This is a genomic window from Enterobacter sp. BNK-29 (genome assembly GCF_048684785.1).
Classification (GTDB): Bacteria; Pseudomonadota; Gammaproteobacteria; order Enterobacterales; family Enterobacteriaceae; genus Enterobacter; species Enterobacter cloacae_M.
The window spans coordinates 2,110,774-2,125,653 of the sequence record NZ_JBLQTU010000001.1 but is presented as its reverse complement, the minus strand read 5'-3'; the positions used below and the strand labels follow the sequence as shown (position 1 = coordinate 2,125,653).

Here is a 14,880-nt window from a genome sequence, read left to right as displayed (position 1 = left end):
CTTCATCCCGTTCGGGAAAATTCGTAGTATATTGAGAGTATTCCTCCACTCTGGACACGGACATGGCTTACTCCATCGGCGAATTCGCCAGACTCAGCGGCATCACCGCCACCACCCTGCGGGCGTGGCAGCGTCGCTATGGTTTACTCAAGCCACAGCGCACGGAAGGCGGCCACCGCCAGTACAGCGACGAGGACGTCCAGCAGGCGCTCAAAATCCTCGACTGGGTCAAAAAAGGCGTCCCGATCGGCCAGGTCAAACCTCTGCTGGAGCGCCCGACGCCGGGTCGGACCAACAACTGGCAAACCCTGCAGCAGAACATGCTGCAACGCCTGCAGGACGGCAAGGTCGAATCCCTGCGCCAGATGATTTACGACGCCGGACGCGAATACCCAAGGCCGGAGCTGGTCGCGAACGTGCTGCGCCCGCTGCGCAGCCAGGTTTCGGCCAACGTCGCCGCCGCCATGACCCTGCGCGCGATCCTCGACGGCATCATCATCGCCTACACCTCGTTTTGCCTCGAAGGCGATAAAAAAGCGCCGGGCGATAACATTCTGCTCAGCGGCTGGCACCTCAACGACCCGTGCGAGATCTGGCTCGAAGCCTTAACGCGCACCGGGCAGGGCCACCGAATCGACATCCTGCCGGTTCCGCCTGACGCGCTGGCACCGGAAATTTTCCCCGAGCGCAAATGGCTTCTGGTCACCAGCGGCAAACTCACCGCCGGGCGGAAAAAACAGGTGGAGCAGTGGCAGCAGCAGGTATCGCTTGAAGTGATTATCCTCTGATAATTTTCTCCTGCGGGAATCTTCACGAAAAGTTGAATATTTTCCCGCGCCGCAGATGCTAACGTTTTCCTGTGACGAATAACTCAACAGGAAAACACTATGAAAAAAACTGCCCCTCTGCTGATCCTGGCCTCGATGGCCTTTGCCCCTGCTGCCTTTAGCGCCCCTGCCGGCACGCTGAGCGTCCACATTCTCGACCAGCAAACCGGAATGCCGCCATCGGACGTGACCGTTACGCTGGAGAAGCAGCAGCAGGACAAATGGACCCCGATTGCCAGCGGCAAAACCGACCACGACGGCCGCATCAAATCGCTCTATCCGCAGGATCAGGACATGCAGCCTGGCGTGTATAAAGTGACCTTCAAAACCGCAGAGTACTTCCACGGCAAAAAGCTGGACTCCTTCTTCCCGGAGATCCCGGTGCTGTTTACCGTGACCCGCACCAACGAGAAGCTGCACATTCCGCTTCTGCTGAGCCAGTACGGTTACTCGACCTACAAGGGCAGTTAAGACGCGTTGATTTTAAAGGAATAAAAAAAATAGTTCCGCTAATACTTGGACAAATTAGTCATGCTGTGTAAGTTTTAATTATATGAACGGGAGGACTACACCATGACAACGAAACCTGTGCTCGGTATTAGCGGATGTTTGACCGGATCCGCCGTTCGCTTTGACGGCGGACACAAGCGTATGGGCTTCGTCATGGATGAGCTGGCCCAGTGGGTGAATTTCAGGCCCGTCTGCCCGGAAATGGCCATCGGTCTCCCGACGCCTCGCCCGGCCATACGCCTGACGCTGACGGACAGCGGCGAAACGCAGCTCCGTTTCAGCAAGCCGCCTCATGATGACCTCACGCAGAAAATGGCCGAGTTCACGGCGGACTATCTGCCAAAAATCGGCGATCTGTCGGGATTTATCGTCTGTGCAAAATCCCCAAGCTGCGGACTGGAACGCGTGCGGCTGTACGATGAAAACGGCAACCGGGGCCGCAAGGAGGGCGTCGGGCTGTTCACCGCCGCCCTTCTTGAAACCTACCCGTGGCTGCCCGTCGAGGAAGACGGTCGGCTGCACGACCCGGTGCTGCGGGAAAACTTTATCGAGCGGGTATTTGCCCTGCACGAGCTAAACACGCTGCGCGCTAAAGGTCTCACGCGACGTGGGCTGCTGGATTTCCACAGCCGCTATAAATTGCAGCTGCTGGCGCACCATCAGGCAGGCTACCGCGAAATCGGCCCGTTCGTTGCCTCGCTGCACGAGTGGGAAGACCTGGACGCCTTCTTCGTGGCGTACCGGGAAAAGCTGATGACCATTCTGAAAAAACCCGCCTCGCGGAAGAATCACACCAACGTGCTGATGCATATTCAGGGGTATTTCCGTAACCAGCTGAACACCCGCCAGCGCGGCGAGCTGCGCGACGTGATCCTGCACTATCGCAACGGACAGTTGCCTATTCTCGCCCCGATCACGCTGCTGAAGCACTACCTGGCCGAATACCCCGACCGATATCTGATGACGCAAAACTACTTTGATCCCTATCCTGATGATTTGGGTCTGCGTCTGGCAGTCAAGTGATCATAAAAATGCGAAGGCCCCATTGACCCGTAGAGGCCCAAAGCAGTACCCCGTTTAGACGACATCCTCACTGTCGTCTCTTTTTTGCATTTCACCTAAAAGACTGTGATTATATACAGGATTATTCTGCAAAAAGGGGCCCGCCAGTGATCAACACCCTGCACATTCAAAACTACCGATCCATCCGCGACATGTCGCTGGAGCTGGAGCAGCTCAACATCGTCTTCGGGCCAAACGGCACCGGTAAATCCAATATTTACAAGGCGATACACCTGATGCACAGCGCCGCCCAGGGGCAGTTTTCCCAGGCGCTAGCGAACGAGGGCGGCATTCTGAAGGTGTTCTGGGCAGGCAAAACCCGCAGCGACCAGCTGCGGCGGATGAATCTGGCCGTGGAAACAGAGACCTACGAATACGAGCTGCAGGTCGGGTTTGTGGAGAAGCTGCCCTATCCCTCGCAGTTTCAGCTCGATCCGGTGATCAAAGAGGAGTCCATCTGGCTGAGCGGCCAGCACCGTCGGCCTTCGTCACAGCTGATGAAGCGTAAGAACCAGGCGGTGTTTCTCAACAACGTGCATCACGAGAAAGTGACCCACAGCGGCACGCTGTACGAGAACGAATCGGTGTTCGGGCAGCTCGGCGAACCGCATCTTTACCCGGAAGTGTCGCAGATGCGCGAGTCCCTGCGTAACTGGCGCTTTTATCATGAGTTTTCCGTCTCGTCTGGCTCGGCGATGCGCGCCCCGCAGGTCGGTTTCCGCTCCCCGGTGCTGGCCAGCGACGGCGCCAACCTGGCGGCCGCGTTTCAGACCATCGTCGAGATCGGCGACGAGCTGCTGCTGATGCGCATCCTTGACCAGGCCTTCCCCGGCTGCGTGTTTTACAGCGACAACACCGGCGGACGTTTTCGCATGATGATGCAGCGCGAGGGGCTGAGCAGGCCGCTGGAACCGGCGGAGTTCTCCGACGGCACCCTGCGCTTTCTGTGCCTGGCGGTAGCGCTGTTAAGCCCGCGCCCACCGGCGTTTATCGCGTTGAATGAACCGGAAAACAGCCTGCACCCGCAGATGCTTCCCGCTCTGGCGAGCTTAATCGCCGAGGCCAGCCGCTACTCGCAGATCTGGCTCACCAGCCACTCGCCGGAGCTGGCGAAGTTGATTGAGAAGCAGAGGTCGTTTTCGCTGTATCAGCTGTCGATGGTTGAGGGGGAGACGCGGGTGGAGAGGCTGGGGTAAGCCGCATTCTTTTCCTTTGAAGTCCAATAAAATGAAATTTTCATTTTTTCTCTTTCACCTGCAGGGACTGCCCCCCTCCAATGATAAACCCTGCGCCCACAGAGATTTTGAGCGCAGTAATCAAGTCGCTCCACTTGAAATCAAAATCATTAAGGAAGAGATACGAGGCCGCAGCAATTAGCAGGCGGCCTGCAGCCATAGTGATAAAGAGGCCTGACATCCAGAGTAACACCAGTAACAGGAAAAGTTTTATTCGAGGATTAATCATCATTTCTATAACTACCACAATCGCTTTCGTGATATTGATATTTTGTTTGGCAGTACGTCGAGATTGAGGCTCTCTCTATCCACATTCGCTTCAACGTATCATTCCAATAAAGAAACCCAGATACCCGGCCCGACTTAACCATAAAAAGGGGCTAGTGAGGCTGGACAACCTGAGACTGGTCAATTCTCTCATGGGTGCAAGCCCATCATTTTTGATAACGACATTTTTTGCGCAATAGCGACAGTGCATAATTAGAAACAAAATCCCGGCGATCACGAGACCAAAATAGCTTTCTCGACTCCCCCAAAAATGTGCGCTTAATTTTAAATAAGTTAATTCCCATACGCTTAGTAAAAAGACAATAAACGAACATGCTGCGATATTCATGTCTCGCTTACTGCCCAGCCCAAAAAAGAGCGCATCAAAGAAAAACATAGAGGTAAAAGGTGACTGGACGCTTCTTCCCGTCACTTTACTAAAGCGAAGAAACACGGCCGTTCCAACTGCAAAAGCGAAAAGTGCAATTCCTAATAATACATAAATCATTTCATGAGTCCTTTTTGCCACCTCATTCAATGTACCTATCTGTTCTTCGACAGGTAAGAAATTATATTATCGGCATCAGGTTTGTTTGGTTGAGACTTAGTACGCAACACATTTTCTTCTGCCGCTATATGCTCTCCTGTATCAGGCTCCTCACCCTGCTTAGTATCATTAGAACAGCAAGTACGCCCAAAGGTGCATTGGGTCACGCCATCGTCTGGTTGGCATCATTCATCGCATCACCGGTATTGTTGCCTGCAACCGAGAGTGGAGAGGCTGGGGTAGTTCAATCTCTTCATACCCAACTTACCGGGGTGGGTCTTCGGAGCGGTTCTTTTCCTTTGCCATAACGTACTGTATTCCTCCAATGAGGATCCCACCACTAATGGCAAGGGTAGTAGCTTCAACTAGATCGCTCATTGGAAAATCAAATTGTCCGATGAAAAAGAAGCTGACCAGGGCAATCAACAAACGTCCAAATAAAAGCGTGGCAAATATTCCTGCTATCCAAACAGCGGCCAGTAACAAGAATAATTTTACCCTTGTAGTAATCATTATTTTTCCTCTGCCTGAAGGCGGCAAACCGGTGAAGAACTGTAACCAGTATCTACTGTAGGTTCCTGAATGCTCGAATTTCTTAACCTTTCGTTATTACAGAACTTTCACGCTAGTTCTGCAGACGAAACGTCTTTCGCCACTCCGCCGGACTGACCCCAAAACGCGCCTTAAACTGCTGTCGCCAGGTGACGGCGGAATTAAATCCCACCAGCTCGGCCACGCGTTCAATCGGCATATTTCCGGCTTCAAGCAGGAGCTGGCTGCGCCGCAGGCGTTCGGCGGTAAGCCAGTCGGCGACGCTCATCCCCGTGGCTTTAATAAAATGACGGGTCAGGGTGCGGCGGCTCATCGAGACCACGTCCGCCAGCGAGTCCAGGCTATGCGGTTCGGTGATGTGCTGCTGAAGATAATCGATCAGACAGTTAATACGTCCGTCGCGGGTATCTTTGGGTACCGGCTGGGCGATGAACTGCGCCTGCCCGCCTTCGCGGTAGGGCGGAACAATCATCCGACGGGCAATCTGGTTGGCGACCACGCTGCCAAAGCGCTGGCGAATAATATACAGGCAGCAGTCCAGCGCCGCCGCGGTTCCGGCAGAGGTGATGATATTGCCGTCATCCACGTAGAGCGCATTGATATCCAGCTGAATGTTCGGGAAAAGGGACTGGAACTGATGTTCGAACTCCCAGTGGGTGGCCGCACGTTTGCCGTCGAGGAGCCCCGCCCAGGCCAGCACAAACGACCCCAGACACAGCCCGACGATTTCCGCGCCGTTGTCTCTCGCCTGCACGAGGCTGTCGAGCAGCGTCTGGGGCGGGCGTTTAAGAACATGCTGCCAGTAGGGAACGACGACAATATCGGCCTGGCCAATGGCGGTGTAATCCTGCGTGGCGTTGAGGGCAAATCCGTCTTTTGAGGTGAGAAAACCCGGCGTTTCGGCGCAGATCGTCACGTTAAAGCGCTTTTCGCCGGAGACCGAATCGCCAAACAGAATGCAGGGAACGGAGTAGTGGAACGGGCTGAACCCGTCGACCGCGACAATCGCGACGTTGATTAGCGACATCAGTTCCTCCTTTCCCTTTAACGCACTCAGAATATAACGGTTTCGCCATCCTGGGGAATGCTCACTGCGTCACTCACCTGATTGGCTTCAACGTACTCACGCAGCGCGCTGCGGGTCAACAGGCAGTGGTTAATCGCCTCCATGTGGATCGCCACAATGTTGGCCTGCGGCAGCAGGAAATGAACGTTGAGCACATCCTCCTGCCCCATAATAATGGGCCCAAAACCAATGACGTGGGCATAGCCCGCGTTCAGCACCACCACGTCCGGCTGGTGCTTTTGCAGGTCGGCCGCCACTTCGTCACGCCAGATGGTATCCCCGGCAAGATAAAGCGTCTTCTCATCGGGATGACGTAGCACCACGCCGCAGGCCTCGCCCAGCCGCTCCGCCAGCTCCGGCACGGCGTAAGCGCGATCGGTGCCGTGCTGCCCGCCGTGGGTTTTCGCAATCTGAATATCGCCGAAGAATGTCGCGTCGGTCATGACCGTCAGGTTGCTGAATCCCTGGCTGCGCAGCAGCGCGGCGTCACGATCGTTTTGCACGTAGATCGGTTTGTCTTTGGCGATCAGCTCCGCCGCGGTGCGATCCCAGTGATCGTCATGGGTATGGGTGACGATCACCGCGTCGGCGTCCAGCAGCGTGTTGACGTCAACGGGGAGCTCGACCGTCGGGTTACGGCGTTCGGCATACGCCGTGCCGGGAAAGCCCGGATAAGCCCCCTTCGGGGCCAGCATCGGGTCGATTAAAAGACGTTTTCCGGCGTAGGTAATCAGCTGGGTGGCGTTGCGAATATGGGTAATGTTCATGGGCTATCCTCCGGTTGGTGTGATAAGGAGGATAGCCAGCCGTCACTATTGGCGCTGTGGGCTAAAGGGCGATTACCGATGGAATCGGGCCAATTAAAGACACCGCGTTTTCTGCCGGTTTCCTTACCAGCCCGGCACCGCCCCGCCGTTAAAGATCGTCTCCGCCGCTTTCGCTACCTCAGGCGATTGATACGACTGGATAAATTCCTTCACGTTCTCCGCGTCTTTGTTGTCTTCGCGCGTCACCACAATGTTCACGTACGGCGAGTTTTTATCTTCAATAAAGACGCTGTCATGCACCGGCGACAGCCCGGTTTGCTGAATATAGGTAGTGCTGATGATGGCGACATCCACTTTCGGGTCGTCCAGCACGCGCGGCAGCTGTGCCCCTTCCAGCTCCATAATTTTCAGCTGTTTAGGGTTGGCGGTAATATCCAGTGCCGTCGGCAGCAGCCCGGTGTCCGGCTTCAGGGTAATGAGCTTCTCCTTTTGCAGCAGCAACAGCGCGCGGCCAAGGTTGGTCGGATCGTTTGGAATGGCAATGGTCGCCCCGTCCTTCAGGTCAGAGACGGATTTGATTTTGCGGGAATAGCCGGCCATCGGAAAAACAAAGGTGTTCGCCACGGCCACCAGCTTGTAGTTATGCGCCTTGTTATCCTCAGCGAGGAACGGGCGATGCTGGAAGACGTTAGCATCCAGTTCCCCCTGGTTGGTGGCATCGTTGGGCAACAGCGAGCCGCTGAAGCCCACCAGCTCCACGTCCAGGCCATATTTCTCTTTTGCCACCTTTTTGGCAACTTCCGCTACGTCCTGTTCAGCGCCGTTGATGACGCCCACTTTAATGTGTTTGGCATCGCTGCCACTTTGATCGCACCCTGCCAGCAGCAGGCCAGCAAGTACCAGAGCACCCAATCGACGTTTCACAAGACAGTTCCTTTTGCTAAATGTTGTAGTGACTATATCGACAACGAGGCGGTGAAATAAAAACCGAAAAAGAATCAATAAGAAGGATAAGTTATATGCGGGTTTTGCCGGGTGGCGCTGCGCTTACCCGGCCTACGGATTCAGAGCTTAAAGCGCTTTCGCGAGATAATGCCGCTGCATGCCCTCATACGGGTAATCCTGTAGCGACATCTGCAGCCGGTACCCCTGTTTTTCATAGAACGGGCGCGCCTGGAAGCTGGCGGTATCAACCAGCGCGTGCTTGCAGCCTTTGCGTCTGGCTTCCTCTTCGGCCGTTTTGATGAGCTGGCTGCCCACGCCGGATCCGCGCACGGTCTCGCTGACCCAGAGATAGTCGATATTCAGCCAGTCGCCTTTACGCACCCCGATTAGCCCGCCGAGCATGACGCCTTTATCGTCTCGTACGTAAACGCCAATGTCGCCGCTAAAGGTCGCCATATCCAAAAATTGCCCGTTATAGGCTCTTAATCCCACAAATAACTCTTCTTTTTCAGCGGGCGTTACATTATTTGTTATGCTCAGGTGCATTTTTCTCTCCTTATTTTCTATGCAATCTGAATATCTCACAGCTTAACCTCCACAAAAACTCCTCATTCCCTCCATTTTTTAAATACGGAAACATTCCCTCAATATCTAAATAAAAAAGGCCTTTCCAATACGCACCCAAAACGTATACTGAGAACGATCATTCTCACTTTTACACGGTAGCCGACGATGAGTACGAAACTGGAAGAACGACAAAAACAACGTCAGGACGAAATCATCACCGCCGCGCGTCGTTGCTTTCGCGCCAGCGGATTTCACGCCGCCAGTATGTCGCAGATAGCCAGCGAGGCGAAGCTCAGCGTCGGGCAAATTTACCGTTATTTCAGCAACAAAGACGCGATTATCGAAGAGATGATCCGCCGCATCATCGACTCGCGCATCGAGGAGATGCAGGGTAAAACCCTGGTAGAAGGGATGCCGCAGGCGCTCGCCTGGCGACAGACCCTCAACGAAGATGACGATGCGCTGATGCTGGAAATGTCCGCGGAGGCCACGCGTAATCCGCAGGTGGCGACGATGCTGATCGAAGCTGAATCGCGCATGTTCGCCAACGCCTGCGAGCACCTGAAAAAGCAGTTTCCCCACCTGAGCGACGAGCATATTCGCTGCTGCGTGGAGATTACCGCCGTGATGATTGAGGGGACGATTTATCGACGACTCACGCCGTTAAAAGTCCCGTCAGAACAATTAGAACCCCTTTATCAGGATATTTTAAATATGCTTTTCTCTGCGAAGTAATCGCATATGAATAATTAGCGGGAATAAGTAATTCCCCTTTTTTACATTTCTGGCTCTGCCAGAGATGCGGTATCGCTGTGCCTTTAAATAGCCCTCCTCCCTGTTAAGCCATTAACGGGGCAGGCGTCGTTCACCCTGGAAAAAGATTATGAAAAACATAACAACCTCCATCGCGGCATTATTTCTCCTGACCGGGTGCGATAATGCGCAAACATCTGCTCCCCAGCGTCCTCTTCCGGAAGTGGGGATTGTCACTCTCATGAGCCAGCCTGTTTCCGTCGTCAGCGAACTGACCGGCCGCACCGCCGCCGCCATGAGCGCCGAAGTGCGCCCGCAGGTGGGCGGCATTATCCAGAAGCGGCTGTTCACCGAAGGCGATACGGTCAAGGCCGGGCAGCCGCTGTATCAAATTGACCCTTCCAGCTACCGCGCGGCGTTTGATGAAGCCGCCGCGGCGCTGAAGCAGGCGCAGGCGCTGGTAGCAGCCGACTGCCAGAAGGCCCAGCGCTATGCGCAGCTGGTGAAAGACGATGGCGTGTCGCGCCAGGACGCAGAGGACGCGAAGTCCACCTGCGCGCAGGACAAGGCCAGCGTCGAGTCAAAGAAGGCCGCGCAGGAGAGCGCGCGCATTAACCTTAACTGGACCACCGTGACCGCGCCGATTGCCGGACGCATCGGCATCTCCTCCGTCACGCCCGGCGCGCTGGTGACCGCCCAGCAGGATACCGCGCTCGCCACCGTTCGCGGACTGGACAGCATGTACGTCGATCTCACGCGTTCCAGCGCCGATCTGCTGCGTTTACGCAGGCAAACCCTCGCCACCAATAGCGATACGCTAAGCGTGTCCTTAATCCTCGAAGACGGCAGCACCTACAGCGAGAAAGGCCGCCTGGCGTTAACCGAAGTGGCGGTGGATGAATCAACCGGCTCGGTCACGCTGCGCGCCGTCTTCCCGAACCCGCAGCATCAGCTCCTGCCGGGCATGTTCGTCCGCGCCAGGGTGGATGAAGGCATCATGAACGACGCGATCCTCGCGCCGCAGCAGGGCATCACCCGCGATGCCAAAGGCACCGCCACCGCGCTGGTGGTCAATGCCAGCAACAAGGTTGAGCAGCGTCAGCTGGAGACGGGCGACACCTACGGCGACAAATGGCTGGTACTGAGCGGCCTCAAGGCGGGCGATAAGCTGATTGTGGAAGGCACCGACAAAGTGACCGCCGGGCAGGAAGTGAAAGCCGAAGAGATGAAAGCCAGCGGAGGAAACGCCTGATGTTCTCCCGTTTCTTCGTGCGACGCCCAGTGTTTGCCTGGGTTATCGCCATTCTCATCATGCTCGCCGGGATGCTGGCGATCCGCACGCTGCCGGTGGCGCAATATCCGGACGTTGCTCCGCCGTCGATCAAAATCTCGGCCACCTACACCGGCGCCTCCGCGCAGACGCTGGAAAACAGCGTGACGCAGGTGATCGAGCAGCAGCTCACCGGGCTGGATAACCTGCTCTACTTCACCTCCACCAGCAGCTCGGACGGGTCGGTAAGCATTACCGTCACCTTCGAGCAGGGAACCGACCCGGACACCGCGCAGGTACAGGTGCAGAACAAAGTTCAGCAGGCGGAATCGCGCCTGCCGACCGAGGTGCAGCAGTCCGGCATTACCGTCGAGAAATCGCAGAGCAACTTCCTGCTGATCATGGGCGTGTACGACAAAACCGACACCGCCAGCAGCTCGGATATCGCCGACTGGCTGGTGAGCAATATGCAGGACCCGCTGGCGCGCGTCGAGGGTGTCGGGAGCCTGCAGGTGTTCGGGGCGGAATACGCCATGCGCATCTGGCTCGACCCGGCGAAGCTGGCGTCCTACTCGCTGATGCCGTCCGACGTGCAGAGCGCGATTGAAGCTCAGAACGTGCAGGTCTCCGCCGGTAAAATCGGCGCGTTGCCCTCGTCGAACTCCCAGCAGCTGACCGCCACCGTGCGCGCCCAGTCGCGCCTGCAGACGGTCGATCAGTTTAAAAACATCATCGTGAAGAGCCAGTCCAGCGGCGCGGTGGTGCGCATCAGCGACGTCGCCCGCGTGGAGATGGGCAGCGAAGACTACACCGCCACCGCGAAGCTCAACGGCCACCCGGCGGCGGGTATGGCGGTCATGCTCTCACCGGGTGCGAACGCGCTCAACACTGCGACGGCGGTAAAAGACAAGATCGCCGAGTTCAAAAAGTCGATGCCGGAAGGCTACGACGTGGCCTACCCGAAAGACAGCACCGAGTTCATCAAGATCTCCGTTGAGGACGTGATTCAGACCCTGTTCGAAGCCATTATCCTCGTGGTGGTGGTGATGTACCTGTTCCTGCAAAACATCCGCGCGACGCTGATCCCGGCGCTGGCGGTGCCTGTCGTTCTGCTGGGCACCTTCGGCGTGCTGGCGCTGTTCGGCTACTCCATCAACACCCTGACGCTGTTTGCGATGGTGCTGGCGATAGGGCTTTTGGTGGATGACGCCATCGTGGTGGTGGAAAACGTCGAGCGTATTATGCGTGACGAAGGCCTGCCCGCCCGGGAAGCTACGGAGAAATCGATGGGCGAAATCTCCGGCGCGCTGGTCGCCATTGCGCTGGTGCTCTCTGCGGTATTCCTGCCGATGGCCTTCTTCGGCGGCTCCACCGGGGTGATTTACCGTCAGTTCTCGGTCACCATCATTTCAGCGATGTTCCTCTCCGTGGTGGTGGCGTTGACCCTGACGCCCGCGCTCTGCGGCTCGATTCTGAGCCACACGACGCCGCACAAAAAGGGCTTCTTCGGCGCGTTTAACCGCTTCTACAGCAGGACCGAGCGCGGCTATCAGAACAAGGTGCTGCGCGCCCTGCGCCGCTCCGGCGGCATGCTGGTCATCTATGCCCTGCTTTGCGGTGCAATGGGCTTCGCCATGCTTAAGCTGCCGGGCAGCTTCCTGCCAACGGAAGATCAGGGTGAAATCATGGTGCAGTACACCCTGCCCGCCGGCGCGACGACGGTGCGTACCGCCGAAGTCAGCCGCCAGGTGCGCGAGTGGTTCCTCACGAAAGAAAAAGCCAACACCAACGTGATCTTCACCATTGAAGGCTTCAGCTTCAGCGGCAGCGGTCAGAACGCCGGGATGGCGTTTGTCTCCCTGAAAAACTGGTCCGAACGTAAAGGCGATGAGAATACCGCGCAGGCCATTGCCCTGCGCGCCACGCAGGAGCTGAGCACCATCCGCGATGCGACCATCTTTGCCATGACGCCGCCCGCGGTGGACGGCCTGGGTCAGAGCAACGGCTTTACCTTTGAGCTGATGGCGAGCGGCGGCACCGACCGCGACGCACTGCTGAAGCTGCGTAACCAGCTGATTGGTGAAGCCAACCAGGACAGCTCGCTGCACGCCGTGCGCGCCAACGATCTGCCGCAGATGCCGCAGCTTCAGGTAGATATCGATAACAACAAGGCCGTGTCGCTGGGGCTGTCCCTGAGCGACGTTACCAACACCCTCTCCAGCGCCTGGGGCGGGACCTACGTGAACGATTTTATCGACCGCGGCCGCGTGAAAAAGGTCTACATCCAGGGCGACAGCGACACCCGCGCCGTACCGTCGGATCTCAACAAATGGTTTGTGCGCGGCAGCGACAGCACCATGACGCCGTTCTCCGCCTTCGCCACCACCCGCTGGGAGTACGGCCCGGAAAGCCTGGTGCGCTACAACGGCTCGGCGGCGTATGAGATACAGGGCGAAAACGCCAGCGGCGCCAGCTCCGGCACGGCGATGGGCAAAATGGAGCAGCTGGCAAACAGCCTGCCGTCCGGCAGCACCTGGGCGTGGAGCGGTTTGTCGTTGCAGGAAAAACTGGCGAGCGGTCAGGCGATGACCCTCTATGCCCTCTCGATCCTGGTCGTGTTCCTGTGCCTGGCGGCGCTGTATGAGAGCTGGTCGGTGCCGATTTCGGTCATTCTGGTGATCCCGCTTGGCGTGCTGGGCGCGGCCGTCGCCGCCTCCCTGCGCGGCCTGAACAACGACGTCTACTTCCAGGTGGCGCTGCTCACCACTATCGGCCTGTCGTCGAAGAACGCGATCCTGATTGTCGAGTTTGCCGAAGCCAAAGTCGCTGAAGGGTACTCTCTGACGCGTGCCGCCCTGCGTGCCGCCCAGACGCGCCTGCGTCCGATCATCATGACCTCGCTGGCGTTTATCGCAGGGGTTACGCCGCTGGCCGTGGCAACCGGGGCAGGCGCAAACAGCCGCGTGGCGATTGGTACCGGCATTATCGGCGGAACGCTGGCCGCGACGCTGCTGGCGATCTTCTTCGTTCCCTTATTCTTTGTACTGGTGAAACGTCTGTTCTCCGGTAAACACGCGAACCGGAGGTCATAATGTTTCGTGTATCTGTTTTAGCGTTAGCCCTGCTGAGCGCAGGCTGTGTGTCGTTAGACCCAACGTATCAACGCCCGGACGCCCCCATCCCGGCAACCTTGCCCGGCGCGCACGGCGAAGCCACCGCCGTGGTGAGCCAGTGGCAGCAGGTGATGAACGATGCGCGGCTGAAAAGCGTGGTGACGATGGCGCTTAACAGCAACCGCGACGTGCAAAAAGCGATTGCCGATATCGACGCCGCCCGCGCCCAGTACGGTGAAACGCGCTCGTCCCTGTTCCCGACGGTGGACGCCGAGCTGAGCCACACCCGCAGCCGCACGCTGGCAAGCGGCGTCGCGACAAGCGACGAAGCCAACGGCGCCGTCTCCAGCTTCGAGCTGGATCTGTTTGGCCGCAACCAGAGCCTCTCCCGCGCCGCGCGTGAAACCTGGCTTGCCAGCGAGTTCACCGCGCAGAACACGCGCCTGACGATGGTCAGCGAGCTGACCACGGCCTGGGTGACGCTGGCGGCGGATAACAGCAACCTGGCGCTGGCGAAATCCACAATGGAGAGCGCGGCAAACTCGCTGAAGATTGTGAAGCGCCAGCAGGACGTTGGCGTGGCGGCCGCCACGGACGTCAGCGAAGCGATGGCGGTGTATCAGCAGGCGCGCGCCAGCGTGGCGAGCTACCGGACGCAGGTGATGCAGGACAAAAATGCCCTTAATCTGCTGGCGGGCAATACGGTGCCGGACAACCTGCTGCCCGGCACGCTGGAGAGCCTGAGCGATAACGCCATCACGCTGATCCCGGCGGGCGTCAGCTCCAGCGCGCTGCTGCGTCGTCCGGACATTCAGGAGGCCGAGCATAACCTGCTGAGCGCCAACGCCAACATCGGCGCGGCGCGCGCCAACTTCTTCCCGACCATTTCACTCACCGCCAGCGCGGGCGTCGGCAGCGATTCGCTCTCCTCCCTGTTCAGCCACGGGATGAAGGTCTGGTCGTTTGCGCCGTCCATCACCCTGCCGCTGTTTAGCGGCGGGAACAACCTGGCGCAACTGCGCTACGCGGAAGCGGAGAAGAAAGGGCTGATCGCCACCTATGAGAAAGCCATCCAGAGCGCGTTTAAGGACGTGGCCGACGCGCTGGCGCGACGAGAAACCCTCAGCGAGCAGCTTGACGCCCAGCGCGAATACGTCGCGGCGGAGCAAAAAACGCTGGACGTGGCGACGCGCAGCTACAGGGCTGGCGCGGGCGATTATCTGACGGTACTGACCGCGCAGCGGTCGCTGTGGTCGGCGCAGGAATCGCTGATTGCGCTGCAGCAAACCGACCTGGAAAACCGCATCACGCTGTGGCAGTCGCTGGGCGGCGGTATTCAGTAGCGCTTACTGGGGCGATCATGACAGACGGTGAAGAGAAAATTCATACTTTCGGCTGG

At 57.7% G+C, this 14,880-nt stretch carries 15 protein-coding genes; 8 read left to right on the top strand and 7 right to left on the bottom strand.

Features of this window, described 5'->3' with window-relative positions:
• Window positions 1–62 precede the first annotated feature (62 nt).
• From ACMGGX_RS10155 to ACMGGX_RS10140, 4 genes are all read left to right on the top strand, one after another.
• Entirely contained in the window at window positions 63–788 is a 726-nt protein-coding gene (locus tag ACMGGX_RS10155) for a MerR family transcriptional regulator (RefSeq protein WP_029740778.1), read from the top strand.
• A 99-nt stretch (window positions 789–887) separates the two neighbouring features.
• Window positions 888–1,298 (top strand): hydroxyisourate hydrolase, encoded by a 411-nt coding sequence (gene uraH / locus ACMGGX_RS10150; RefSeq protein ID WP_033147068.1) that lies wholly within the window; start codon window positions 888–890, stop codon window positions 1,296–1,298.
• 102 nt (window positions 1,299–1,400) lie between these two features.
• The gene (locus ACMGGX_RS10145; protein WP_047173159.1) at window positions 1,401–2,360 is read left to right on the top strand and encodes a YbgA family protein; all 960 of its coding nucleotides are present in this window, start codon (window positions 1,401–1,403) and stop codon (window positions 2,358–2,360) included.
• 146 nt (window positions 2,361–2,506) lie between these two features.
• A complete protein-coding gene (locus tag ACMGGX_RS10140) occupies window positions 2,507–3,595 on the top strand; it encodes an AAA family ATPase (RefSeq protein WP_134348312.1) in 1,089 nt (362 codons plus the stop codon).
• A gap of 40 nt (window positions 3,596–3,635) precedes the next feature.
• Here the strand turns inward: ACMGGX_RS10140 and ACMGGX_RS10135 are convergent, their stop codons facing one another.
• The 7 genes from ACMGGX_RS10135 to ACMGGX_RS10105 all read right to left on the bottom strand — a co-directional run bounded on the left by ACMGGX_RS10135 (window position 3,636) and on the right by ACMGGX_RS10105 (window position 8,324).
• Window positions 3,636–3,881, bottom strand: a complete 246-nt coding sequence (locus ACMGGX_RS10135; protein WP_059446495.1) for a hypothetical protein — start codon at window positions 3,879–3,881, stop codon at window positions 3,636–3,638.
• A gap of 72 nt (window positions 3,882–3,953) precedes the next feature.
• On the bottom strand, window positions 3,954–4,409 hold the full coding sequence (locus tag ACMGGX_RS10130; RefSeq protein ID WP_420298329.1) for a hypothetical protein: 456 nt from the start codon (window positions 4,407–4,409) through the stop codon (window positions 3,954–3,956).
• Between the two features lie 303 nt (window positions 4,410–4,712).
• Entirely contained in the window at window positions 4,713–4,961 is a 249-nt protein-coding gene (locus ACMGGX_RS10125; protein ID WP_063438955.1) for a hypothetical protein, read from the bottom strand.
• Window positions 4,962–5,073: 112 nt separating this feature from the next.
• Complete coding sequence (locus ACMGGX_RS10120) at window positions 5,074–6,027, bottom strand: GlxA family transcriptional regulator (protein ID WP_348562083.1); 954 nt, start codon at window positions 6,025–6,027, stop codon at window positions 5,074–5,076.
• Window positions 6,028–6,053: 26 nt separating this feature from the next.
• On the bottom strand, window positions 6,054–6,833 hold the full coding sequence (locus ACMGGX_RS10115; RefSeq protein WP_252047451.1) for an MBL fold metallo-hydrolase: 780 nt from the start codon (window positions 6,831–6,833) through the stop codon (window positions 6,054–6,056).
• A 123-nt stretch (window positions 6,834–6,956) separates the two neighbouring features.
• On the bottom strand, window positions 6,957–7,757 hold the full coding sequence (nlpA, locus tag ACMGGX_RS10110; protein ID WP_023309849.1) for a lipoprotein NlpA: 801 nt from the start codon (window positions 7,755–7,757) through the stop codon (window positions 6,957–6,959).
• Between the two features lie 147 nt (window positions 7,758–7,904).
• On the bottom strand, window positions 7,905–8,324 hold the full coding sequence (locus ACMGGX_RS10105; RefSeq protein ID WP_047743240.1) for a GNAT family N-acetyltransferase: 420 nt from the start codon (window positions 8,322–8,324) through the stop codon (window positions 7,905–7,907).
• Between the two features lie 186 nt (window positions 8,325–8,510).
• On the opposite strand from ACMGGX_RS10105, the gene ACMGGX_RS10100 reads away from it, so the two are divergent.
• From ACMGGX_RS10100 to ACMGGX_RS10085, 4 genes are all read left to right on the top strand, one after another.
• Window positions 8,511–9,080: a TetR/AcrR family transcriptional regulator gene (locus ACMGGX_RS10100; protein ID WP_032644373.1), complete on the top strand. Its 570-nt coding sequence runs from the start codon at window positions 8,511–8,513 to the stop codon at window positions 9,078–9,080.
• A gap of 148 nt (window positions 9,081–9,228) precedes the next feature.
• On the top strand, window positions 9,229–10,350 hold the full coding sequence (locus tag ACMGGX_RS10095) for an efflux RND transporter periplasmic adaptor subunit (protein WP_045354681.1): 1,122 nt from the start codon (window positions 9,229–9,231) through the stop codon (window positions 10,348–10,350).
• Window positions 10,350–13,460, top strand: coding sequence for an efflux RND transporter permease subunit (locus ACMGGX_RS10090; RefSeq protein WP_420298328.1), 3,111 nt, complete (start codon window positions 10,350–10,352; stop codon window positions 13,458–13,460). The genes ACMGGX_RS10095 and ACMGGX_RS10090 overlap by 1 nt, the downstream gene beginning before the upstream one ends.
• A complete protein-coding gene (locus ACMGGX_RS10085; protein ID WP_420298327.1) occupies window positions 13,460–14,824 on the top strand; it encodes an efflux transporter outer membrane subunit in 1,365 nt (454 codons plus the stop codon). The genes ACMGGX_RS10090 and ACMGGX_RS10085 overlap by 1 nt, the downstream gene beginning before the upstream one ends.
• Window positions 14,825–14,880 lie beyond the last annotated feature (56 nt).

Bases quoted from the DNA above. Each gene is read 5' to 3' on its own strand.
- ACMGGX_RS10090 (WP_420298328.1), top strand. From the start codon at position 10,350: ATGTTCTCCCGTTTCTTCGTGCGACGCCCAGTGTTTGCCTGGGTTATC.
- ACMGGX_RS10105 (WP_047743240.1), bottom strand. From the start codon at position 8,324: ATGCACCTGAGCATAACAAATAATGTAACGCCCGCTGAAAAAGAAGAG.
- uraH (WP_033147068.1), top strand. From the start codon at position 888: ATGAAAAAAACTGCCCCTCTGCTGATCCTGGCCTCGATGGCCTTTGCC.
- ACMGGX_RS10115 (WP_252047451.1), bottom strand. From the start codon at position 6,833: ATGAACATTACCCATATTCGCAACGCCACCCAGCTGATTACCTACGCC.
- ACMGGX_RS10120 (WP_348562083.1), bottom strand. From the start codon at position 6,027: ATGTCGCTAATCAACGTCGCGATTGTCGCGGTCGACGGGTTCAGCCCG.
- ACMGGX_RS10155 (WP_029740778.1), top strand. From the start codon at position 63: ATGGCTTACTCCATCGGCGAATTCGCCAGACTCAGCGGCATCACCGCC.
- ACMGGX_RS10130 (WP_420298329.1), bottom strand. From the start codon at position 4,409: ATGATTTATGTATTATTAGGAATTGCACTTTTCGCTTTTGCAGTTGGA.
- ACMGGX_RS10145 (WP_047173159.1), top strand. From the start codon at position 1,401: ATGACAACGAAACCTGTGCTCGGTATTAGCGGATGTTTGACCGGATCC.
- ACMGGX_RS10125 (WP_063438955.1), bottom strand. From the start codon at position 4,961: ATGATTACTACAAGGGTAAAATTATTCTTGTTACTGGCCGCTGTTTGG.
- ACMGGX_RS10100 (WP_032644373.1), top strand. From the start codon at position 8,511: ATGAGTACGAAACTGGAAGAACGACAAAAACAACGTCAGGACGAAATC.
- ACMGGX_RS10095 (WP_045354681.1), top strand. From the start codon at position 9,229: ATGAAAAACATAACAACCTCCATCGCGGCATTATTTCTCCTGACCGGG.
- ACMGGX_RS10085 (WP_420298327.1), top strand. From the start codon at position 13,460: ATGTTTCGTGTATCTGTTTTAGCGTTAGCCCTGCTGAGCGCAGGCTGT.